This window comes from Nocardioides baekrokdamisoli (assembly GCF_003945325.1).
In the GTDB taxonomy this organism is placed as follows: Bacteria; Actinomycetota; Actinomycetes; order Propionibacteriales; family Nocardioidaceae; genus Nocardioides; species Nocardioides baekrokdamisoli.
Map to the genome: position 1 here is coordinate 999364 of NZ_AP019307.1, position 20767 is coordinate 1020130.

A 20767-nucleotide genomic window follows, 5' to 3' on the forward strand; every position below is an offset into this window, starting at 1 on the left:
GGCGATTCTTGGATGCCCAAGAGATCGTCCGCATCACGAGTCGTCGAGGTTCTTCAGTCGCTCCAGCAGACGCCGGTCGCGCTTGGTCGGCCTCCCCGCCCCCCGCTCACGCTGGAAGACCGGCAGGATCCGTTCCGGCTTCGGTGGAAGTGCTGGTGTGCGGTCCTCGTACGCCAATGCCGCCTGCGGTGCGCCGACGCGCTTGTTGAGCAGTTCCCGGACGATCAGGATGTGCTCGCGGTCGGTGACGACGCGTACCTCATCGCCGATCTTGAGCACCTGCGCCGGCTTGGCGCGTACGCCGTTGACCCGGATGTGGCCGCCCTTGGCAGCCGCGGTCGCCAGTGACCGACTCTTGAAGAGCCGGACCGACCAGCACCAGGCGTCGACGCGAGACATCAGCCCTCGAGAACTATCTCGATCCTCTGGAACTCCTTGAGATCGGTGTAACCCGTGGTGGCCATTGAACGCTTCAGCGCACCGATCAGGTTCATGGTGCCGTCGGCCACGTGCGATGGGCCGTACAGGATCTCCTCCAGCGAGCCGACCTGGTCGAACACGACCCGTTGGCCCCGCGGGAGCGTTGCGTGGTGCGCCTCCGCACCCCAGTGGGCGCCGTGCCCGGGGGCGTCGGTTGCGCGGGCGAAGGGGCTGCCGACCATGACGGCGTCGGCGCCACAGGCGATGGCCTTGGCGAGGTCACCGGACTTGCCGATCGACCCGTCGGCGATGACGTGCACGTACCGACCGCCGGACTCGTCGAGGTAGTCGCGACGGGCCGCCGCAACGTCGGCGATCGAGCTGGCCATGGGCACCGAGACGCCGAGGACCGTACGTGTGGTGTGCGCAGCTCCGCCACCGAAGCCGACCAGGACGCCCGCTGCGCCGGTACGCATCAGGTGCAGGGCAGCCTGATAGGTCGCGCACCCGCCGACGATGACGGGGACGTCGAGCTCGTAGATGAAGTCCTTGAGGTTCAGCGGCTCGCACTGACCGCTCACGTGCTCGGCGCTCACTGTGGTGCCCCGAATGACGAACATGTCGACGCCGGCGTCCACGACAGTCTTGGCGAATTCCTTCGTACGCTGCGGGCTCAGGGCACCGGCGACGGTCACGCCCGCCTCCCGGATCTCCTGCAGGCGGCGGGTGATCAGCTCGGCCTTGATCGGCTCGGAGTAGATCTCCTGGAAGCGCGCGGTCGCCGACTCGCCGTCGAGCTGCGAGATCTCGGCGAGCAGAGCGGTCGGGTCCTCGTACCGGGTCCAGAGTCCCTCGAGGTTGAGGACGCCGAGGCCGCCCATCTGGCCGAGCGCGATGGCGGTCGCCGGCGACATCACCGAGTCCATCGGAGCAGCGAGGACCGGGATGGAGAACCGGTACGCGTCGATCTGCCAGTCGGTGCTGACCTCCTGCGGGTCACGCGTGCGGCGGCTCGGGACGATCGCCACCTCGTCAAGGGAGTACGCCCGGCGGGCGCGCTTGGCTCGGCCGATCTCGATCTCAGTCACCGGGGAAGTCTAGGTGCGCAGCGCATCCGTGCGTGCGCGTGACCGGAACTTCGGTTGACAGGTGGGGCACCAGAACAGGTTGCGCCCCTCCAGATCGGCGATGCGTACGGCGCTGCCGCAGACATGGCACGGCATCTGGGCACGCCGATAGACGTACACCTCGCCGCCGTGATCATCGACGCGCGGATCCCGTCCCATCGCCTCGGGCATGTGCTCCGGACGGACGGTGTCGATCCGGTTCTTCGCGAAGCCGTCCTGCATGAGGACGACGAGGTCAGCCCACATCGCGTCCCACTGGGACCTGCGCAACGTGGCGCCGGGGCGCATCGGATCGATGCGGTGACGGAACAGTAGTTCAGCGCGATAGACGTTGCCGATGCCGGCCACCACTGCCTGATCCATCAGCAGCGCGCCGATCGGTTTGGTGCTCCGGTGGATCCGGGTCCACGCCCGGTCGACGTCAGCGTCCGGTCGAAGTGGGTCGGGTCCGAGCTTGGCGACACAGGCCTCGACCTGGGCGCGGGTCCACAGATCACAGGCCGTGGCGCCGCGAAGGTCAGCGAGTCGGCGCTCGTTGGCGAGGCGGAGCCGGACCTGTCCGACGGGTGGTTGGCCGAGGTTGTCGACAATGTCGAGCTTGCCGATCAGACCCAGATGAATGTGGATGTACCGCTCATCGGCGAACTCGACGAAGAGTTGCTTGCCCCACGCGTCGGCGCGTTCGACGGACTGGCCGTCCAGCTGAGCCGCCTCGGCCTCGAACCGGCCGGTGGGGCTGCTGACCCGAACCGGTCCCCCGCCGAATGCCTGGGTGAGCTGATCGGCAAGAAAGTGCAGGTGATGCCCCTCGGGCACGTCTCAGTCCTGGTCCTCGGCCGGACCGAGGCCCTTCGCCGACTCGGGCAGCGCGGGGCGTACGCCGTCCTTGTCGTACGCGGTGAGTTGATCAATGCGGCGTACGTGCCGCTCGTCGTTGCTGAACGGCTCGCTGAGGAAGACCTCGACGAAGCGCGTCATGTCCTCAAGGGCGTGCATCCGACCGCCCACGGCGACGACCTGCGCGTTGTTGTGATCGCGGGCGAGCTTGGCGGTCTCGTCGCTCCACACCAGCGCGGCGCGGATGCCCTCGACCTTGTTGGCCGCCATCTGTTCGCCGTTGCCGGAGCCACCGATGACGACACCGAGGCTGTCTGCGATCCCCGCCGCGCGATCCCGGGCGACACCCTCGGCCGCGCGGATGCAGAACACCGGGTAGTCATCCAGCGCGTCGTAGACGAACGGGCCGTGGTCGACGACCTCGTACTCGAGCTCCGTCAGGCGAGCGATGAGGTGGCTCTTGAGGTTCAGGCCGGCGTGATCGCAACCGAGGTGTACGCGCATGAGTTCAGTCTCTCATCGCGCTGATGGTGCAACCGAGGCACGTCCAAGGACCACCCGCCGAATCTTCCGAACGTTCGGACGGCTCAGGCGGACTCCTTCCGAACGTTCGGACGGCTCACGCGCACTCCTTCCGAACGTTCGGAAGATCCAGGAGGGACACCCCCAGATCCCACGATCCGATGACGTCCCGATGGATCAGCGTCACCTCCGCCGCATCTGGGAAGGAGCCGGTGCGCCAGAACAGGGCGTCCCGCAGCACCTCCCGCTCCGCCTGATGCACCGCCCTGACACCAATCTCCATGCCCTCACAGGTCCGCGCCCAACCGATCCACATCGAGCGCACTCGCACGCCGTCGCTCGCCGCGGTCTCTGGCGCAGCCACGGCCTCGAGGTCTCCGTCCGCGGCTATCCGACTCAGCCAATCCCGGTGTCGCCTCGCGAACTCGATCCCACACCGGCGAAGCATCTCGTCCTTGGAGCCGAACCAGCTGGCAACCGTCGAATGCGTCGCATTGGCCTCACGGGCGATGGCGCGAAAACTCGGCGCCGGCAGCCCTCGTCGGAGCACGATCGTCTCGATCGCGCGGCCCACCATGTCTGCCTCAAGGTCGTTCGGGAACATGTCTGAACTCCAGCACCCGCCACCGACATTTCAGACCGTGCGCAGCGCCTCAGCAAGGGCGCGGAGCGCGTGGCCCCGGTGAGAGATCGCGTCCTTCTCTGCCGGCGTGAGTTCCGCAGACGTACGCCCCGGCGCCTCTGCAGGCTCGAACATCGGGTCGTAGCCGAAACCGCCCTCGCCGGTGATCGCGCGACGAATCGTTCCGCGCATCTCGCCACTGACGACGATCTCACGATCGCTGTCGACGTACGCGATGGCACAGGCGAACCCAGCACCTCGTCGCTCGTCGGCGACATCCTCGAGCTGCGCCAGGACGAGAGCGTTGTTCCGAGTATCCGACCGCGGCGGTCCGGCCCAGCGTGCCGACAGCACACCCGGCATGCCGTTGAGCGCATCGACACAGAGCCCCGAGTCGTCCGCGACCGTCGGGAGACCGGTCGCCGCGAACCCGGCTCGCGCCTTGATGAGGGCGTTGTCCGCGAACGTCGAGCCGTCCTCCACCGGTTCGGCGTAGGTGGCGACGTCGTCCAGGCCGACCACGTCGAGCCCGGGCAGCAAAGGCCCGAGGATGCGGTTCAGTTCCCCGATCTTCTTCGCGTTGCGCGAGGCCAGATGGAGCCTCACCGGCGCATGTCCGTCATGACCGGAGCGCGTCCATCTGGATCCGGGTCAGATCGGCACAACCCTTCTCCCCCAGAGCCAGCAGCGCGTCCAACTCGGTCCGCGAGAAGGCCGCACGCTCAGCGGTGCCCTGCACCTCCACAAAGGCACCAGCGCCGGTCATCACGATGTTCATGTCCGTCTCGGCGCGTACGTCCTCCTCGTAGGGGAGGTCGAGGCGTGGCAGGCTGTCGATGATGCCGACGGAGACGGCGGCGACCGATCCGGTGAGCGCGTTCGGGACCCCAAGGGCAGCGACCGCATCCGCAAGTGCGACGTACGCACCCGTGATCGCGGCGGTGCGGGTGCCGCCATCGGCCTGCAGGACGTCGCAATCGATCTGGATAGTGTTCTCGCCGAGAGCCTTCTCGTCGATGATGCCGCGCAGCGACCGTCCGATCAGTCGGGAGATCTCGTGCGTACGCCCTCCGATGCGACCCTTGACGGACTCGCGGTCGTTGCGGGTGTTGGTCGCCGCCGGCAGCATCGCGTATTCAGCCGTGACCCAGCCGAGCCCCGAGCCTGCACGCCAGCGCGGGACACCGGTGGAGGCGGATGCGGCACACAGCACCTTGGTCCGGCCGAACTCCACCAACACCGAGCCGGGCACGTGATCGAGCCAGTGGCGGGTGATCTTGATCTGTCGGAGTTCGTCGTCGGCACGGCCGTCTGCGCGGGTCATGAGGCAACCCTAGGGGCTGGCACCGACACAGCTGTGACCGCGGATCGAATGCCTAGATCCTGTACGTGGCGCCGGCCTCAGCCACGTGGATCGGCCCCTTGAACGGACCGGAGTGTGCGTCGGCGATGATCCGCTCGTGGTCGTGCCAGGCCGGCATGTGAGTCAGCACGAGTCGCTTCGCGCCCGCCTCATGGGCCAGCGCCGCGGCCTCGAGACCGGTGAGATGCAACGCGGGCGGGTTGTCGACCCCTTCGAGGAACGACGCCTCGGCGAGCAGGAGATCGGCCTGCGAAGCGATCTCGTTCAGCACCGGTGTGACACCCGAGTCGCCTGTGTACGCCAGGACCTTGTCGCCGACCGTGATCCGCATCGCGTACGCGGTCACGGGATGCTCGACCTCACGGGCCTCAATGGTGAACGGACCGATGTGCACGGGCCCCTCGAAGCGGTGGAACTCGAACTCCTCGGTCATCCCGCCCTTGGGGAGGTCGTACGCCTTGGAGAGCCGCCGCTCGCTCCCGCGCGGACCCCAGACGGGCAACTGCGGCTGCGGACCGGTCGGGTGGTACTTGCGCAGGACGTAGTAGGACGTCATGTCGATGCAGTGGTCGGCATGCAGGTGCGACAGGAACACGGCGTCGATCTCGAGCGGGTCGACGTATCTGTGCAGAGCCCCGAGGGCTCCGTTGCCCATGTCGAGGATGATCGACCAGGTCCGGCCCTCGAACTCGTCCTGGACGAGGTAGCAGGACGCTGGGGACTCCGGCCCCGGGTAGGAACCGGCGCACCCGACGATGGTGAGCTTCATGCCAACCCTCCGACGTACTGCTGAGCACCGACAAGTTCTGGCCCGAGGAACCGTCGTCCGATGGACTCGAATTCCTGCGGGTCACCGGTGGTGAGGAACTGATGGATCGGCACACCGCTCGGCCGCATCAAGTTACTCCCCGCCAACATCTTGTACACGTCTTTTGCGCATTCTTCGGCGCTCGACACGAGGGTGACGCCGTCACCCATGACGTACGAGATCACGCCGGTGAGCAGCGGGTAGTGGGTGCAGCCGAGGATCAGGGTGTCGACACCGGCAAGCGGATCGAGGTACTCATGCGCTGCCGCCAGCAAGTCGTCGCCACCCGTGATCCCGGCCTCGACGAATTCCACGAACCGTGGACATGCCTGCGTCTCCAACACGATCTGCGGGGCAGCGGCAAAGGCGTCGTCGTACGCCTCCGACTCGGCCGTCGCGCGGGTGCAGATGACCCCGATCCGACCGGTCTTGGTCGCGGCGACCGCGCGGCGCGTGGCGGGCAGGATGACCTCGATCACCGGGACGTCATAGCGTTCGCGGGCGTCGCGCAGCATCGCTGCGCTGGCGCTGTTGCAGGCGATCACCAAGGCTTTGACACCGCGGTCCACGAGCATGTCGAGGCACTCGAGTGCGTACTCACGCACCTCGGCGATCGGCTTCGGACCGTACGGTGCTCGAGCAGTGTCACCGACGTACACGATCGACTCGTGGGGCAGCTGGTCGATGATCGATCGTGCGACCGTGAGCCCACCGAATCCGGAATCGAAGACTCCGATCGGGGCATCCACGTCAAGCACGAGTCTGGAGTCTAGAGGGAAAGCCGAACCGTCACTTTTTCGCCTCGAACCGTCACATTCGGCGACCCAAACCTGGCCGGAAAAACGGCAGCGCCCAATCTGACGGTTCGAGGCGAAAAGTGACGGTTCGACTAGGCCCAGAGCTGTCCTTCGAGGCGCTCTTCTGCTTGATCGATCGTGCCCTCGTAGGCACCGGTCGACAGATACTTCCAGCCGCCGTCGGCGATCACGAAAGCGATGTCGGCCTTCTCCCCCGCCGCGACGGACTTGGCCGCCTGGCCGAGTGCGGCATGCAGGATCGCGCCGGTGGAGATGCCGGCGAAGATGCCCTCGAGTTCGAGCAACTCGCGGACGCGGCGTACGGCGTCGCGAGGACCGACCGAGAAGCGCGCGTCGATCAGATCCGAGTCGTACAACTCGGGCACGAAGCCCTCGTCGAGGTTGCGCAGGCCGTAGACCAACTCGCCGTAGCGCGGCTCGGCCGCGACGATACGTACGTCCGGCTTGTGCTCGCGGAAGAAGCGCGAGGTGCCCATCAGGGTCCCGGTCGTGCCGAGACCAGCGACGAAGTGGGTGATCGACGGCAGGTCCGCGAGCAGTTCGGGACCCGTGCCCTCCTGGTGCGCGAGCGCGTTGGCCGGGTTGCCGTACTGGTAGAGCATCACCCAGTCGGGGTGCTCGGCGGCCATCCGCTTGGCCACCCGCACGGCTTCGTTGGATCCCCCGGCTGCCGGCGAGGAAATGATCTCCGCGCCCCACATCCGAAGCAGCACCCGACGCTCGTCCGAGGTGTTCTCCGGCATCACGAAGACGCAGCGGTAGCCCTTGAGTTTGGCCGCCATGGCGATCGAGATACCGGTGTTGCCCGAGGTCGGCTCGAGGATCGTGCACCCGGGACGGAGCAGCCCGTCCTTCTCGGCGTGCTCGATCATCTTCAGAGCGGGACGGTCCTTGATGGATCCGGTCGGGTTGCGGTCCTCGAGCTTGGCCCAGAGGCGTACGTCCGCGCTCGGCGACAGTCGCGGAAGCCCCACCAACGGCGTGTTGCCGAGGGAGGTCAGCAGGCTGTCGTAGCGCACCATGATCGTTGGTCGAGTAGGCCCAGGGCCGGCTCGAGACCTAGCGAGCGCCGCCCGCGACTGCCGGCAGGATGACGACCTGGTCGCCGTCCTTGAGCGCGGCCTCGAGGCCGCCGAGGAAGCGTACGTCCTCGTCGTTGACGTAGATGTTGACGAAGCGACGAAGGTCGACAGCGCCGTCCTTCTCGTCGATCAGGCGCGCCTTGATCCCCGAGTGGTTGGCCTCGAGGTCGTCGATCAGCGCCGACAGGGTGTCGCCGGCGGCCGGGACGGCCTTCTCGCCTGCGGTGTACGTACGCAGGATGGTCGGGATGCGGACCTCAATGGCCACGATGTTCTCCTCAGATCTCAGACTGCCGGGTCCAACGTCGGAACTACCGAGATTTCTTCCTCGGTGACCGTGCCGTCCACGATCCGGTAGGAGCGAAACTCTACCGGTCCGCTGTCATTTCCATGCTCTCGCGTCGACACCAGGACGTAGTGGGCGTTCGGCTCGTTGGCCAAACCGATGTCGGTCCGGCTCGGGTACGCCTCCGTCGCGGTGTGCGAGTGATAGACGATCACCGGCTCCTCGTCGTTGGCCCACAGGTCCTTGTAGAGCTGCAGCAACTCGGTGGAATCGAACTCGTAGAAGGTCGGCGAACCGGCCGCGTTCACCATCTCGATGAAGCGCTCCGGGCGATCCGTGCCCTCAGGCCCGGCCACGATCCCGCACGCCTCGTCGGGATGGTCCCGCTTGGCATGGCCGACGATGGCGTCGTAGGTGGCCTGGTCGATCGTCAACACGCATCAAGCCTAAGCGGGGCCGACCGGGGTGACCGACCCGATCTCACGCGTGGGAGACGGCCTTGGACAGGGACTCGACCAAGGTTTCCTGGAGGAATCCGGTCCAGTGGTAGATGGCGTACACCTGCCGGGCCGGGTCCTCCTCAGGAAGCTCGATCCAGCGGTCCTCGTCGTCGTCCTCCACCCCCAGCCGGGTGGCGAGCGCGAGTCGGATGTCGGTCAACGAGGTCATCCACGCGGTGGCGGCGCCGCGGTCGAGTTCGACGTCGATCGTGATGTCGTCGTCCGGCTCGTCCGGCAACCCGGCGTCGTCGAGAGCGTCGACAATGGCGGAGGCGTTCGCGACCTTGCGGTTGCGCAGCGCGGACTCGGTGAATCGACGGAACTCCCCCGCGGACTCCTCATCATCGAGGTAGGCGTCGGGGAACAGCCGAGCCAGCACTGGATCCTCGGGAGCCGTGGTCGGGCCGTGGAAGTCGAACATCGCCTCGAACGGATCGCTCGGCTCGGCGGGCAGCGCCGACTCGCTGCGCAGCAGTTCAACCATCTGGCCGGCCAGGGAACGCAACAGGTCCGCCTCGAAACCCGCGAACGTACCAATCACCTGGCGGCTGCGCCGGTGATAGGTGAACCCCGGCTGGGAGCTTCGGCCACCTGCGGCAGCGAATCCGCTCACGTCTGCTTCTCCAACGTCGCCCACAGCCCGAATTCGTGCATTGCCTGGACGTCGCGCTCCATCGCCTCGCGGGTGCCGTTGCTGACCGTGCTGCGGCCGTCCCGGTGCACCTCCATCATCAACTTCTCGGCGCGCTTCTTCGGGTAGCCGAAGTACTGCTGGAAGACGAACGTCACGTACGACATCAGGTTCACCGGGTCGTTCCAGACGATGGTGATCCACGGTGTGTCGGAGACGACGAGGTCCTCGGTACGTGGATCGTCCAGCTCGATGGGAGCGGTCATGGGACAAGCCTGCCACGCCGTGGCGAGAAGTCTGGCGGCGTGGTCCACCTTGACATTACATAGGTTTCCTATGTTATTTTGGAGCCATGCCCCAGCCAGCCACCGAGATCGTGATGTACGCCGCGCGGCTCATCCGACAGGTACGACGCGAACTCGATCTTCCTGCCTACATCCGGGTGCTCTCACTGCTCGATGAGCTCGGACCGACCGGGATCTCGCAGCTCGCCACCGCCGACAACTGTGCCCAACCGACGATGTCCGCGCAGATCCGCCAGATCGAACTCGACGGGTACGTCAGCCGCCGCCCGCACCCCGATGATGCCCGGAGTTCGCTGATCGAGCTCACCGCCGCGGGGCGTACCGAACTGGCAACCATGCGGACAGCGCTCGGGGCTGCCGCGGCAGCACGCCTCGGTGACTGCACCCCCGCCGAGGTGGCCACCACGATCCACGTGCTTCGCACCTTGACCTCGGAGGTCTCTGAATGAGTCTGTTGAAGCAACCGCGCGCCGTGTGGGCGGTGGCATTCGCCTGCGTCATCGCCTTCATGGGCATCGGCCTGGTGGACCCGATCCTCAAGTCGATCGCCGCCAAGCTCGGCGCCTCGCCGAGCCAGGTCAGCCTGTTGTTCACCAGCTACATGGCGGTCATGGGCGTCGCGATGCTCATCACCGGCTGGGTCTCGAGCCGGATCGGTCCGAAGAAGACACTGCTCATCGGACTGCTGCTCATCATCATCTCGGCGGCGCTCGCTGGCAGCTCCAGCACGGTGGGTGCCGTGATCGGCTTCCGCGCCGGCTGGGGTCTGGGCAATGCCCTCTTCATCGCCACCGCACTGGCCACCATCGTGGCCGCGTCGTCAGGCGGCGTCGGCAACGCGATCATCCTGTTCGAGGCAGCCCTGGGCCTCGGCATCGCCTCCGGGCCGCTGGTCGGCGGCCTGCTCGGTCAGCAGTCCTGGCGCGCACCGTTCTTCGGCGTCTCGGTGCTGATGGCGATCGCCCTGGTGGCCACGTTCTTCCTGCTGCCAGCGACACCCGCGCCGGCACGGCGTACGTCCCTCTCCGAGCCCCTCAAGGCCCTACGCCACCCGGGTCTGGCTCTGCTCGCGGTCGTGGCGGTCTTCTACAACCTCGGCTTCTTCACGCTCCTGGCCGCAGGCCCGTTCGCCCTGCCGACGTACGGCGTGATGCAAATCGGCTGGACCTTCTTCGGCTGGGGGCTACTGCTGGCCGTCGCATCCGTCTGGGTCGCACCTGCGCTGCAGCGCCGCTTCGGAACAGTGCCGGTCCTGATGGCCGCCCTCGGGCTGTTCGCTCTCGATCTGCTGATCATGGCCATCGGAGCCGACAACGAGACAACTGTGACGGCGGGCATCGTCGTTGCCGGAGCGTTCCTGGGTGTGACCAACACGCTCGTGACCGAGGCGGTGATGCATGCAGCACCCGTCGAGCGCCCGGTCGCCTCGGCTGCGTACTCGTTCGTTCGCTTCTCCGGCGGCGCCGCCGGTCCGTACATCGCCGGCAAGCTGCTGCAGCACGACGGTGTCAACGCACCGTTCTACTTCGGCGCGATCGCCGTCGCGCTCGGTACCGTCGCGCTCGCCTTCGGCGGCGGGCTGCTCAAGCAGACACCGGTCGAGACCGGCGAGCAGCTGCTTGAGGACGTCCTCGTCGCCGACTGACCCGCCGCCTTGTGCGCATCAGCGGGGGCCATGGCGCTCGCTGGTGCGCACGAGGCGGTCACACCGCAGGCTTCGCGGCCCAGTCGCGCAACTGGTCGATCCGGGCCCGGAGCTGGTCACCGGTCGCCACAGCAGCCGCGGGTCCCCCACACGCCTTGCGCAGTCGCGAGTGGATGACGCCGTGCGGCTCCGAGGTCCGGTGGTGCCACGCGGCGACAAGTGAGTTGAGTTCACGGCGCAGTACGCCGAGCTGATCGAATGTCGCCGTCTCGGTCAGAGCCTCCGAGGCTTGCGCAGCACGGTCGTCACGCATCTTGTCCTTGGCACCCTTGGCCACACGTTGCTGCAGCAACTCACGCATCTGCGCGGGGTCGAGCAGGCCCGGGATACCGAGGAAGTCCATCTCCTCATCCGATCCGACATGGACCTCACCCGCATGGCCGAACTCGCCGCCGTCGAAGAGCACCCTGTCGAACCGCGCCTGGGAGTCGAGTGCCGCCCACTCGTTGTTGAGCTCGTCGCTGGCCCCGTCGCCGGCCTGGGCCTGCGCGAGCAGAGCGTCCTCGCTGTCGAACAGGTCATCGGGGTTGGCACGCCTGGCCAGGACGTGATCGCGTGCGACTTCCAGTTCGGCGGCGAAGCCGAGCAGTGAGGGCACCGAAGGCAGGAACACCGAGGCGGTCTCACCACGTGCACGAGCACGTACAAAACGGCCCACGGCCTGGGCGAAGAACAGGGGCGTCGCGGTGGTCGTGGCGTACACACCGACGGCCAGACGGGGTACGTCGACGCCTTCCGACACCATCCGGACGGCGACCATCCAGCGCGCGTCGCCCGTGGAGAAGGTTGCGATCTTCTTCGAGGCCGCCTTCTCGTCGGACAGGACGATCGTCGGCAGTTCCCCGGTGATCTGCTTCAGGGTCTTCGCGTACGCGCGGGCGCTGTCCTGGTCCGAGGCGATCACCAGTCCGCCGGCGTCCGGGACGTTCTTGCGTACCTCGTCCAGACGCTTGTCCGCAGCCGAGAGCACCGCCGGGATCCACGACCCCGACGGGTCCAACGCCGTCCGGAGCGCCTGCGCGGTGAGGTCCTTCGTCAGCGGCTCCCCCAGCCGAGCGGTGATCTCGTCACCGGCGCGCGTACGCCAGGACATGTCGCCCGAGTACGCCATGAACAGCACCGGGCGGACGACATGATCAGCGAGCGCCTCGGCGTAGCCGTACGTGTAATCGGCCACCGAGCGACCGATCCCGTCCGAGCCTGGAACGTAGGTCACGAACGGGATCGGGTTGATGTCTGAGCGGAACGGCGTGCCGGTGAGCGAGATGCGTCGGGTCGCGGGCTGGAACGCCTCGCGTACGCCCTCACCCCAACTCATCGCATCGCCGGCGTGGTGGATCTCGTCGAGGATGACCAGCGTCTTGAATCGCTCGGTCCGGATCCGCAGCGCCAGCGGGTTGACGGCGACGCCGGCGTACGTCAGCGCAACACCCACATACTCCGCCGAGGTCTTGCCTTGACCGACCGAGTACGCCGGGTCGATCGGGATCCCGGCCCGTGCTGCGGCCTCGGCCCACTGGGTCTTGAGGTGATCGGTCGGGGTCACGATGGTGACGCGTTCGATCACCCGGCGCGAGAGCAGTTCGGCGGCGATGGCCAGCGCGAAGGTGGTCTTGCCGGCACCCGGCGTTGCGACCGCCAGGAAGTCACGTGGACGCTCGTCCAGATAGCGCGACAGCGCTTCCTGCTGCCACGCCCGAAGGCGGAAGGTCACTCCTTGTCGCCGCTGGAGTCGTCGGGGAGGCCTTCCCAGATCTCCTTGCACTCGGGGCAGACCGGGAACTTGGCCCCGTCACGACTCGGAACCCAGACCTTGCCGCACAGACCGACGACGGGATAACCCATCACCATCGCCTCGGTCAGGGTGTCCTTGTCGACGTAGTGCGAGAAGCGATCGTGATCGCCCTCCTCGAGCGGGACCTCACGAGTCCGATCGTCCGTGCGCTCCTTGACGGCCGTGTCGCTCTTCGAGCCGAATCCGAGGAAACCCATGGCCCTCACTTTAGTCACCGGAACCGACAACCCCGGCCTGCGACATGAGCCGCGGACCGGGGTTGACAGGAGTTTTCGAGCGTCAGGCGACGAGAGCCCGGACGCGGTCGAGGATCGAGGTGCGCTCCTGCACCTCGGCGACGTGCAGAGCCGAGATGTAGGTCTCGCGAGCACGCTTCTCGAGGCGGCCGCCGACCGCGATGGAGAGTTCGTGGCCGTAGCCGCCGAGTCCCGCCATCAGTGCGATCAGGTGATGCTCCTTCAGTCGACCCGTGGCGAGCGCCTGGCGCATCACGTCGTTGGTCGGGTTCGCGTTGTAGTGGTCGAGCACGGCGCGTACGCCGGGGAGCTCGTCATAGGTGAGGTGCCACGCGTGGATCACGGCGGCTTCGAGGTTGGCGTCGCCGGCGTCGAACAGTTCACGCTCGATCATCCCGGCCAGTCGGGTGTACCAACGCAGCTGGAGCGCCGCGAGGATGTCCATCTCGTCATCGAAGACGGCGCTCACGCCATCCAGGTCCATCGGAAGCAGACCGTCGCCACGTTCGGCAGTGACGGCCTCGATCTCGCGGAGCACGTGTCCGCGGTTGTGGTGAGTCGTCCAGGTCATGGCCAAATCCCCCTTGTGTCAGGTACTTCCATACCGGGAGTACGTACCGACAGTACGTCCCGGTTTTCGGGTATGCCAGCCGTGGCGAGGGTGGGTTGGATCACCCCGTGCGTGACCCACGACACGCTCCCCTCGAAGCAATCAAAGACACGCCGTCACGCACGTGGCGTACGTCACTTAGAGTTGGTCGGGTGCCCAAGCCGACAGTGAGCAAACTCGTGCCCAAGGTCCCGCTGCCATCGGTTCCGGGGACGTCGCGCAGGATCTCGGCCTCCACCAAACGGACGCTGATCGATCTGGCCAAGGTGCTCTTCACCGAGAACGGGTACGCGAGCACCTCCCTCGACGCCATCGTCGCGCGCGCCGAAGTCACCAAGGGCGCGCTGTATCACCACTTCAGCGGCAAGCAGGCCCTCTTCGAGGCGGTCTTCGAGGACCTCGAGCAGGAAGCCGTGCGCATCGTCGAACAGGCGATGAAGGACGTACGCGACCCCTGGGACCGGGCGATCGAGGGTCTGCGGAGCTTCCTCGGCGCAGTGCAGGACCCGTCGTACCGCCGACTGGTCATCCAGGAGGGCCCGGCGGTGCTCGGGTACGAGCGCTACCGCGAGCACGAAGAGCGTTCCGCGCTCGTGATGGTGCAGGACATCATCGAATCGACCATCGGTGCCCTCGGACAGGACCTCACCGACGACTTCAAGGCGACCTGGTCGCGGATCTTCATGGGTGCACTGTCGGCAGCCGGCGAGGACGTGTCCCTGTCCGCCGATCCCGAGGCAGCCGCCAGCCGCGTCGAGGTGCTGATCGGGCTGATCTTCAGCGGCCTGCAGAACCTCGCGCCCCGACCCCAGGTCGAGGACACCGCAAAACAGGCCTGAGCAGCCTCAGCTGAACGTGACGGTGCCCTCCGCGACCTGCGGGTCGTTGCCGTTCGGGATCATCTCCAGGAACGTGTGACCCGGGTTGATGTAGATCGGGTGCCCGGCGGAGTCGGTGAAGGTCGGCGTGCCGTTGACCCCGTTCTTGTGCCACGTTCCCTTCACGACCTTGCCGCCCGAGAAGATGATCGCCTTGCCACTGCCGTCGAAGTGCGACTCAGGCACGTACGCGCCCTGGTAGCCGCCATACCCGGAGTCCGACGTCCTGACCTTGATCACGATGATCGTGGTCGGCTGGAATGCGTCGCCGGCGTTCATGTAGCCGTTGGTCATCGTGTACTTGCCGCCCGCGTACGACCACTTGGTCGTGCTCGCGCCGGAGAACTTCACGGTGATCGAGGTCGCGGTGCCGCTGCCCTTGAACTTGCCGCAGGGCAGGAAGGAGGCCGGCGTGGCCGACGGCTGGTTCGCCTCGACGCCGAGTTGCTTCAGATCGGCGTACACACTGTCGACCCCCGGGTGGGTGCCGTCGAGAATCCGCCTGACATGCGGGTTGCTCATGGTGATGAGAGGGATGCCCGCTGCCGCGACGGCCTTGATTGTGACATCCGCACCGCCGGAGGTGACGACATGCGCCCCCAGCGGCTTGGCCAGTCCGATGTCGGTCAGTCGGGTCGACCGGATCGGACCCACCTTCGACGGCAGGTTGGAGTAGAAGAAGGCGCCGAGGCGGGTCAGACCGCCCTCCACCAACTCCTCGTAGACGAAGTCCGCGGAAGCCAGGCCGTACTGCGGCCGGGCGTTCGAGTCGTTGGGGATCTTCGCGATGTAGACGGGGTGCGTGGTCGCAGCGCTGCCGCCGTTGAGCGGCTCACAGGTGAGCGGCCAGAACGCGGGCGCAGCCGGGGCCGAGGAGGTGCCGGCGGAACTGGGCGCGCTGATCGACTTCCCGCCGCCGCAGGCGGTCAGGGCGAGGCTGGACAGGGCAAGGGCAGTGACAACTCGGCGCACTCGTTCAGTCAACCTCGCGTACGCACTCGTGCGAAGCAGGCTCGCCCAGACTCACCGAAGTCTCAGAAACTCATTAGAGGAATGTGGGGCCGACCCGGTAGCGTTGACCTGCTGGCCCGAGGGCCGGCGTTGAAAACTCAAGAGGGGCTGATCGGTTTCGACTTGGGACGTTAGTTCCAGGGGAAGCGGGTCGAGGAGCCAGCGCCATCTCGTTAACGCCGCTGGAAAAAATATAACTGCCAACGCTAAGCGCAGTTCCTTCGCTCTCGCCGCCTGAGCGGTGATCGAAGCGTCTGACCGGGTATCCGTCTTCGGCCCGGACCCAGGCGTCGCCTAGAAGACTCACCATGCGCATCTCGTCAGTGGGGCGCTAGGGACATATAGCTGACTGAGCCTGTTGGGGATGTGTCTGTGCAAGCCTCAAGGCCGAGAAAAGCGACAGCATCGACTACACCCGTAGAAGACTTGGTTCGACGCTCGAGGACCGGGGTTCGATTCCCCGCAGCTCCACCGACGAGGAGAAGGCCGCCAAGCCGAGGGCTTGAGCGGTCTCGACGAGGAGGGGGTGCGCTGACGCGCGCAGCGCGGCAGCCGCTCCACTCTGTGACTGGCGGCGTGTGCCTTCCTGACGGACGGCCACGCCGCTTCGTCATGTCATGCGGCATCAGAGATGCCGCGAGGTGCCGCTACGCGCCGGCCCCACTGCTGGCCGGACTGCCAGACCCGCGCCCGTCCAGCCCTTCTCCTGCTTGGTCTGTGCTGGCGACGTATCTGGTACGCCGCCAGCACACATCAAGCCAACCCGGGGCAGGGCACGAGCGGCCCAGCAGTCGCATGAACCGCAGAGCCAACCACGGGCGCCGGGTTCGCCGTCCGGATTGTCACACCCTCCAGCGGAGCGGACGTTCTGGGGTGAATGTGCCCTCAACCCGACAGGATTGTGCAGACGACGGAAGTAGTTGCTAGGCGCCAGCCCCACTGAGATGGACCGCAGTCGACAGGGCCGTTGCCACTGCCGACTGCGGCGTACGGAGCGTGCCGGACACAAGTTCATCGAGTTCGACGACAGCCAACGACGGCGTACTCGCCGGGATGCGGTCGAGCACGGCAAGAAGGTCGGTCGCTGATTGGGCAACAGTGAACCGGCGTGCTGCTCCGGCCCGATCTGCTCTCGATTGCGGCCCGCGGGCCAGCGCCCGATTGATCCCGACTGCCAAGGCAGCCGCGTCGTCAGGCACGACGAAGGTGATCGCACCGCAGTCCGTCTCCGGCAGACCACCGTCGTCCGAGGCGACGACCTGGCAGCCCGCATGTTGGGCCTCGATCGACACGATCCCAAAGGTTTCGTGCCAGTACTGGCCATTCGACGGCATCACCACGACGTCGTGCTGTGCCATCAGAGCCGCCATCGCCTCCGGGGTCTTGCGTGCCTCCACCAGGCGGATGTCCGGGTGGGCCGCCAGCAGCCGTCGGATCACCGCGCCATGCGGCTTGTCCGATCCGGCCGTCGTCGCCGTGATGCTCATCGCGACGCCCGGACTCGCCATGTCGAGGTGGAGCATGGACAGCAGAGTGAAGACGCCCTTCTCCGGGCTCAACCGACCTGCGAACAGGACGCGTACGACATCGGCACCGGCCTCGGACCGCTCGACCTCACCGAAGCACGGCTCCGCGAACGGGTACACGACCCGCACCTCGGTCTCGTCGACGCTCAGGAAGCTGGCCCACATGTGCGCAGCGAACTGGCTCGTGGCGATGAGCGTGCGATCACGCATTCGCGCGGCCACGCGTACCCGGTCCGCGACGTGGATCGGTGGCGGGACGTGCAGCATCTGGAACGCTCGCCGGCGAGTCGCCACGGAGGGGAACTCCGTCACGAACACGACGATCCCGTCCAGGCGACCGACCTCGGCCACCGTGTCGAGAGCCCGGAAAGGGACCCCGGGAAATTCGTCGCGACCATCTGGGCCGACGACGCCGACAGTCACGATCTCAGCGCGGACACCTCGCCGGTTGAGCTCGCGGACATGCCCGATCGTGTAGTTCTCGGATCCGCCGGTGCCCGCGGGCAGGGGAATGCCGAACTCCCAGATGAAGTGGATCGTCGGGCGCGAGGGCATCTCGCCACCGCCTCTTGTCGCTGCCGACACCTGAGCCGAAGCCAGTCGCGAAGTCCACGGCCGGCGGCTCAATGTCCCGCAGTCCGTTTCCAGAGTACGCCGCGGATCCTCAGCACTCGTACACACGCGCCTCCCATGGGCGAAGGGCCTCTGATTCAGGGTCCGATTCGTGGTAGTTCGTCAGCAGCAACACTCGGCCGCCGGCGCTGGCGAGATCGAAACTGATCGGCGAGTTCGACAGGTTGGCATACACCTCCACGGTCTCGTCTCCCCACGTACGGGCGAATGCGTAGATCTGGTCGCGACCGGTCTCGATCACCCTGAATCCACCCATCACGAGGACCGACCGACTGTGGCGTAACGCGATCAGAGCTTTGTAGTGCTGGTAGATCGACCCCGGGTCGTCCCTCTGCGCTGCGACGTTGAGCCACGAATGATTCGGGTTGGCTGCGATCCACGGAGTGCCGTCGCTGAATCCGGCACCGGCCGCACCAGTCCACTGCATCGGCGTACGCGCATTGTCGCGACTCTGCCGTCGCAGGGCAGCCATCGCAGCAGCCGGGTCTGCCCCGCTGCCGTCCACAGCGGCGGCGTAGTAGGCCAGGGACTCGACATCCCGCAGATCCGCGATGGAGTCGAACGGCATGTTGGTCATGCCGATCTCTTCGCCCTGATAGACGTACGGCGTCCCGCGATGAAGATGCAGCACCGTGGCCAGGGCGGTCGCCGACTCACGCCAGAACGTCGTGTCGTTGCCGTAGCGGGACACGACCCGCGGCTGGTCATGGTTGTTCCAGTACAGACTGTTCCAACCACCATCGCTCAAGGCGAGTTGCCAGCGTACGAGGGTGTCACGCAGGTCGTTGACCGAGGCGGTGCGCGGAGTCCACTTGTCACCCTGCTGGTCCAGCGAGACGTGATCGAACTGGAACACCATGGCCAGAAGCGCATTCTCGGTATCGGTGAACTCGCGCGCCTGCTCGGGACTCACGTGGGGCATCTCCCCCACCCTGAGGTATCGACCCGGCCGAGGGTCGAAAACCCGCTCGTTCATCTCCCGCAGGTATCCCTTCAGCTCTGGCCGATTCGCGAAGTGCGGCATCCCGTCGCCGTACCCGCCTGCTGGTGCGGGCACGTCCGGCAGATCACGGTCCTTCGCGATGAAGTTGATGACATCCATCCGGAATCCGTCGATCCCGCGGTCCAGCCACCAATTCATCATCGAGAACACTGCGTCACGGACCTCAGCGTTCTCCCAGTTGAGATCGGGTTGGCTCGGCGAGAAGAGATGCAGGTAGTACTGCGCGCGTTCGGGCACCCACGTCCACGCCGGCCCGGAGAATGCCGCACCCCAGTTGTTGGGCTCGGCACCTGGTTGACCGCCGACGGTTCCCGGGCGGGGATCACGCCAGAAATACCAGTCGGCGTACGGATTCACCGTCGACCGGCGTGATTCAACGAACCAGGGGTGCCTGTGTGAGGAGTGGTTGACCACCAGGTCCAGGATCAGCCTCATTCCACGGGCGTGGATAGCCGCGAGCAACGCATCCAGGTCCTCGAGCGAGCCGAAGACCGGGTCGATGTCCTGATAGTCGGTGATGTCGTACCCATTGTCGGCCTGCGAAGACGGGTAGACCGGGCCGAGCCAGATCACGCCGATCCCCAGATCGACGAGGTGGTCCAGGTGTGCGATCACGCCTCGAAGATCGCCGACGCCGTCCCCGTCCGAGTCCGCGAAGCTGCGCGGGTAGATCTGATAGACGACGGCTGAGCGCCACCATTCGGCTCCATCCGTGGGCGTCACTCAGCGGCCGCTGACTCGCGGGCAAGGAACGCCCCGAGTTCGGCCACGGTGCTCATCAGTGGAGCTGGAAAGACGATGGTGGTGTTCTTGTCGACACCGAGCTCGATGAGCGTCTGGAGGTTTCGCAACTGCAGCGCCAGCGGGTGCTGCATCATCACGTCCGAGGCGTCACCCAGCGCGGCAGCAGCCAACGACTCACCCTCGGCGTTGATGATCTTCGCGCGCTTCTCCCGCTCGGCTTCGGCCTGACGCGCCATTGCGCGCTTCATGCTGTCGGGCAGTTGGATGTCCTTGAGCTCGACCAGCGTGACTTCCACTCCCCACCCGCTCGTGACGCCGTCGAGGAATTCGCGGATGGACACGTTGATCCGATCGGTCTCGGAGAGCGTCTCGTCCAGCGTGTGTTGGCCCACGACCTTGCGCAGCGTGGTCTGGGCGATCTGGTTGATCGCCGTGTGGACGTCCTCGATCGCGACGACGGCCTTGACTGCATCCGTGACCCGGAAGTAGGCCACCGCGGAGACATCCACGCTGACGTTGTCACGCGTGATGATGCCCTGTGACTGGATCGGCATCGTCACGATGCGGAAGCTGACCCGGTGCAACACATCCACCACGGGGATGATGAAGCGCAGGCCGGGCTCTCGTACTCCGATGACCCGGCCCAGACGGAAGAGCACGCCCTGCTCGTACTGCTTGACGACCCTCACGGACAGGACGAGACCGAGCAGCGCGACGACAGCCAGCGCGGCCACCACACCGATGACAGCAGACATCAGACGGCCTGCGCCCGTTCGTGGTGGTGCCCGCCCTCGCTGTCCCACTCGGAATGGTCATCACCCTCCACGCCGGTGAGAGCGGAGCGCGCATCCTCGGCGGAGGCGTCGGGCTGAATGATCCGGACCGTACGATGCTCGCCGTTCGCAAGGGTCAGAGTGACCAGATGGGTGTCGTCTCGTGGGAAACAACCCGTCTTCATGATCCGATCACCGACATCGACCTGGCGAGGACGATCGTCCCAGTCGGGCGGCGAGTACAGGATCCTGGAGATATGGCCGGCGGCGACGGGCCACAGCGAGACAAGGGCGGGAAGCTGATCGCTCAGCGAGCGATTCCCGGGCCACCAGACCGCGTCGGGAAGTACGCGATCTGGCTTCGCGCGGTAGGAAAAACGAGTTGATTGCGGATTCGTGGCCATGGCCACCTCACAGAGATATGCCGTGTCATCAGAATCCTTGAACCAGTGGTCGGTTGATGGCCGATGCGCCCGGTGACCTAAGAATCGCGGCTTTCCTCCACAGTACCCCGGCCCTGCGGAATGCACCC

25 protein-coding genes and 1 other RNA gene are annotated in these 20767 nt (G+C 66.3%); 4 read left to right on the plus strand and 22 right to left on the minus strand.

Going from position 1 to position 20767, the window contains the following annotated elements; genetic code table 11:
* Positions 1-33 precede the first annotated feature (33 nt).
* The 14 genes from KCTC_RS04740 to clpS all read right to left on the minus strand — a co-directional run bounded on the left by KCTC_RS04740 (position 34) and on the right by clpS (position 9282).
* Complete coding sequence (locus KCTC_RS04740) at positions 34-399, minus strand: RNA-binding S4 domain-containing protein (RefSeq protein ID WP_125567237.1); 366 nt, start codon at positions 397-399, stop codon at positions 34-36.
* Positions 399-1508 (minus strand): GuaB3 family IMP dehydrogenase-related protein, encoded by a 1110-nt coding sequence (locus tag KCTC_RS04745; RefSeq protein WP_125567239.1) that lies wholly within the window; start codon positions 1506-1508, stop codon positions 399-401. Before KCTC_RS04745 ends, KCTC_RS04740 begins: the two co-directional genes overlap by 1 nt.
* A 9-nt stretch (positions 1509-1517) precedes the next feature.
* Entirely contained in the window at positions 1518-2363 is an 846-nt protein-coding gene (locus KCTC_RS04750; RefSeq protein ID WP_125567241.1) for an Fpg/Nei family DNA glycosylase, read from the minus strand.
* A 3-nt stretch (positions 2364-2366) separates the two neighbouring features.
* Positions 2367-2888 (minus strand): ribose-5-phosphate isomerase, encoded by a 522-nt coding sequence (locus tag KCTC_RS04755; protein ID WP_125567243.1) that lies wholly within the window; start codon positions 2886-2888, stop codon positions 2367-2369.
* 115 nt (positions 2889-3003) lie between these two features.
* Positions 3004-3510: a TetR/AcrR family transcriptional regulator gene (locus tag KCTC_RS04760; RefSeq protein ID WP_125567245.1), complete on the minus strand. Its 507-nt coding sequence runs from the start codon at positions 3508-3510 to the stop codon at positions 3004-3006.
* Between the two features lie 30 nt (positions 3511-3540).
* Positions 3541-4134, minus strand: coding sequence for an RdgB/HAM1 family non-canonical purine NTP pyrophosphatase (gene rdgB / locus KCTC_RS04765; RefSeq protein ID WP_125567248.1), 594 nt, complete (start codon positions 4132-4134; stop codon positions 3541-3543).
* Between the two features lie 13 nt (positions 4135-4147).
* Complete coding sequence (rph, locus tag KCTC_RS04770) at positions 4148-4852, minus strand: ribonuclease PH (protein WP_125567250.1); 705 nt, start codon at positions 4850-4852, stop codon at positions 4148-4150.
* 52 nt (positions 4853-4904) lie between these two features.
* Positions 4905-5660 (minus strand): MBL fold metallo-hydrolase, encoded by a 756-nt coding sequence (locus tag KCTC_RS04775; protein WP_125567252.1) that lies wholly within the window; start codon positions 5658-5660, stop codon positions 4905-4907.
* The gene (gene murI, locus KCTC_RS04780; protein WP_125567254.1) at positions 5657-6457 is read right to left on the minus strand and encodes a glutamate racemase; all 801 of its coding nucleotides are present in this window, start codon (positions 6455-6457) and stop codon (positions 5657-5659) included. The genes KCTC_RS04775 and murI overlap by 4 nt, the downstream gene beginning before the upstream one ends.
* A 131-nt stretch (positions 6458-6588) precedes the next feature.
* Positions 6589-7536, minus strand: coding sequence for a cysteine synthase (locus KCTC_RS04785; RefSeq protein WP_125567255.1), 948 nt, complete (start codon positions 7534-7536; stop codon positions 6589-6591).
* Between the two features lie 40 nt (positions 7537-7576).
* Entirely contained in the window at positions 7577-7867 is a 291-nt protein-coding gene (locus KCTC_RS04790; RefSeq protein WP_125567257.1) for a MoaD/ThiS family protein, read from the minus strand.
* A gap of 17 nt (positions 7868-7884) precedes the next feature.
* On the minus strand, positions 7885-8322 hold the full coding sequence (locus KCTC_RS04795; RefSeq protein WP_125567259.1) for a Mov34/MPN/PAD-1 family protein: 438 nt from the start codon (positions 8320-8322) through the stop codon (positions 7885-7887).
* A 43-nt stretch (positions 8323-8365) separates the two neighbouring features.
* Entirely contained in the window at positions 8366-8998 is a 633-nt protein-coding gene (locus KCTC_RS04800; RefSeq protein ID WP_125567261.1) for a DUF2017 domain-containing protein, read from the minus strand.
* Positions 8995-9282, minus strand: coding sequence for an ATP-dependent Clp protease adapter ClpS (clpS, locus tag KCTC_RS04805; RefSeq protein ID WP_125567263.1), 288 nt, complete (start codon positions 9280-9282; stop codon positions 8995-8997). Before clpS ends, KCTC_RS04800 begins: the two co-directional genes overlap by 4 nt.
* An 86-nt stretch (positions 9283-9368) precedes the next feature.
* Between clpS and KCTC_RS04810 the strand changes: the two genes are divergently transcribed.
* Both KCTC_RS04810 and KCTC_RS04815 read left to right on the plus strand, forming a co-directional pair.
* Entirely contained in the window at positions 9369-9770 is a 402-nt protein-coding gene (locus KCTC_RS04810) for a MarR family winged helix-turn-helix transcriptional regulator (RefSeq protein ID WP_125567265.1), read from the plus strand.
* Positions 9767-10966: an MFS transporter gene (locus tag KCTC_RS04815; RefSeq protein WP_125567267.1), complete on the plus strand. Its 1200-nt coding sequence runs from the start codon at positions 9767-9769 to the stop codon at positions 10964-10966. The genes KCTC_RS04810 and KCTC_RS04815 overlap by 4 nt, the downstream gene beginning before the upstream one ends.
* A gap of 58 nt (positions 10967-11024) precedes the next feature.
* Here the strand turns inward: KCTC_RS04815 and KCTC_RS04820 are convergent, their stop codons facing one another.
* The 3 genes from KCTC_RS04820 to KCTC_RS04830 all read right to left on the minus strand — a co-directional run bounded on the left by KCTC_RS04820 (position 11025) and on the right by KCTC_RS04830 (position 13628).
* The gene (locus tag KCTC_RS04820; RefSeq protein WP_125570018.1) at positions 11025-12779 is read right to left on the minus strand and encodes a DEAD/DEAH box helicase; all 1755 of its coding nucleotides are present in this window, start codon (positions 12777-12779) and stop codon (positions 11025-11027) included.
* The gene (locus KCTC_RS04825; protein ID WP_125567269.1) at positions 12737-13018 is read right to left on the minus strand and encodes a DUF3039 domain-containing protein; all 282 of its coding nucleotides are present in this window, start codon (positions 13016-13018) and stop codon (positions 12737-12739) included. The genes KCTC_RS04820 and KCTC_RS04825 overlap by 43 nt, the downstream gene beginning before the upstream one ends.
* A gap of 82 nt (positions 13019-13100) precedes the next feature.
* Complete coding sequence (locus KCTC_RS04830; RefSeq protein WP_125567271.1) at positions 13101-13628, minus strand: hypothetical protein; 528 nt, start codon at positions 13626-13628, stop codon at positions 13101-13103.
* A gap of 191 nt (positions 13629-13819) precedes the next feature.
* Between KCTC_RS04830 and KCTC_RS04835 the strand changes: the two genes are divergently transcribed.
* Positions 13820-14506, plus strand: a complete 687-nt coding sequence (locus KCTC_RS04835) for a TetR/AcrR family transcriptional regulator (RefSeq protein WP_125567273.1) — start codon at positions 13820-13822, stop codon at positions 14504-14506.
* A 6-nt stretch (positions 14507-14512) separates the two neighbouring features.
* Here the strand turns inward: KCTC_RS04835 and KCTC_RS04840 are convergent, their stop codons facing one another.
* Entirely contained in the window at positions 14513-15517 is a 1005-nt protein-coding gene (locus KCTC_RS04840; protein WP_164512479.1) for a DUF3048 domain-containing protein, read from the minus strand.
* A 143-nt stretch (positions 15518-15660) separates the two neighbouring features.
* Between KCTC_RS04840 and ssrA the strand changes: the two genes are divergently transcribed.
* Positions 15661-16030: a transfer-messenger RNA gene (gene ssrA / locus KCTC_RS04845) on the plus strand.
* Positions 16031-16479: 449 nt separating this feature from the next.
* Here the strand turns inward: ssrA and KCTC_RS04850 are convergent.
* From KCTC_RS04850 to KCTC_RS04865, 4 genes are all read right to left on the minus strand, one after another.
* Positions 16480-17637, minus strand: coding sequence for a glycosyltransferase family 4 protein (locus tag KCTC_RS04850; RefSeq protein ID WP_125567277.1), 1158 nt, complete (start codon positions 17635-17637; stop codon positions 16480-16482).
* Positions 17638-17746: 109 nt separating this feature from the next.
* On the minus strand, positions 17747-19441 hold the full coding sequence (locus KCTC_RS04855) for a glycoside hydrolase family 13 protein (RefSeq protein ID WP_125567279.1): 1695 nt from the start codon (positions 19439-19441) through the stop codon (positions 17747-17749).
* The gene (locus KCTC_RS04860; protein ID WP_125567281.1) at positions 19438-20217 is read right to left on the minus strand and encodes a slipin family protein; all 780 of its coding nucleotides are present in this window, start codon (positions 20215-20217) and stop codon (positions 19438-19440) included. Before KCTC_RS04860 ends, KCTC_RS04855 begins: the two co-directional genes overlap by 4 nt.
* Positions 20217-20639 carry a DUF5994 family protein gene (locus KCTC_RS04865; RefSeq protein ID WP_231998888.1) on the minus strand — a complete coding sequence of 141 codons (423 nt, stop codon included), beginning with the start codon at positions 20637-20639 and terminating at the stop codon, positions 20217-20219. The genes KCTC_RS04860 and KCTC_RS04865 overlap by 1 nt, the downstream gene beginning before the upstream one ends.
* Positions 20640-20767: the final 128 nt, after the last annotated feature.

What these genes read in the sequence shown, in the direction of transcription:
- KCTC_RS04740 (WP_125567237.1), bottom strand. Translation starts at nt 399, where the DNA reads ATGTCTCGCGTCGACGCCTGGTGCTGGTCGGTCCGGCTCTTCAAGAGT.
- KCTC_RS04755 (WP_125567243.1), bottom strand. Translation starts at nt 2,888, where the DNA reads ATGCGCGTACACCTCGGTTGCGATCACGCCGGCCTGAACCTCAAGAGC.
- KCTC_RS04760 (WP_125567245.1), bottom strand. Translation starts at nt 3,510, where the DNA reads ATGTTCCCGAACGACCTTGAGGCAGACATGGTGGGCCGCGCGATCGAG.
- rph (WP_125567250.1), bottom strand. Translation starts at nt 4,852, where the DNA reads ATGACCCGCGCAGACGGCCGTGCCGACGACGAACTCCGACAGATCAAG.
- KCTC_RS04775 (WP_125567252.1), bottom strand. Translation starts at nt 5,660, where the DNA reads ATGAAGCTCACCATCGTCGGGTGCGCCGGTTCCTACCCGGGGCCGGAG.
- clpS (WP_125567263.1), bottom strand. Translation starts at nt 9,282, where the DNA reads ATGACCGCTCCCATCGAGCTGGACGATCCACGTACCGAGGACCTCGTC.
- KCTC_RS04810 (WP_125567265.1), top strand. Translation starts at nt 9,369, where the DNA reads ATGCCCCAGCCAGCCACCGAGATCGTGATGTACGCCGCGCGGCTCATC.
- KCTC_RS04815 (WP_125567267.1), top strand. Translation starts at nt 9,767, where the DNA reads ATGAGTCTGTTGAAGCAACCGCGCGCCGTGTGGGCGGTGGCATTCGCC.
- KCTC_RS04825 (WP_125567269.1), bottom strand. Translation starts at nt 13,018, where the DNA reads ATGGGTTTCCTCGGATTCGGCTCGAAGAGCGACACGGCCGTCAAGGAG.
- KCTC_RS04830 (WP_125567271.1), bottom strand. Translation starts at nt 13,628, where the DNA reads ATGACCTGGACGACTCACCACAACCGCGGACACGTGCTCCGCGAGATC.
- KCTC_RS04850 (WP_125567277.1), bottom strand. Translation starts at nt 17,637, where the DNA reads ATGCCCTCGCGCCCGACGATCCACTTCATCTGGGAGTTCGGCATTCCC.
- KCTC_RS04860 (WP_125567281.1), bottom strand. Translation starts at nt 20,217, where the DNA reads ATGTCTGCTGTCATCGGTGTGGTGGCCGCGCTGGCTGTCGTCGCGCTG.
- KCTC_RS04865 (WP_231998888.1), bottom strand. Translation starts at nt 20,639, where the DNA reads ATGGCCACGAATCCGCAATCAACTCGTTTTTCCTACCGCGCGAAGCCA.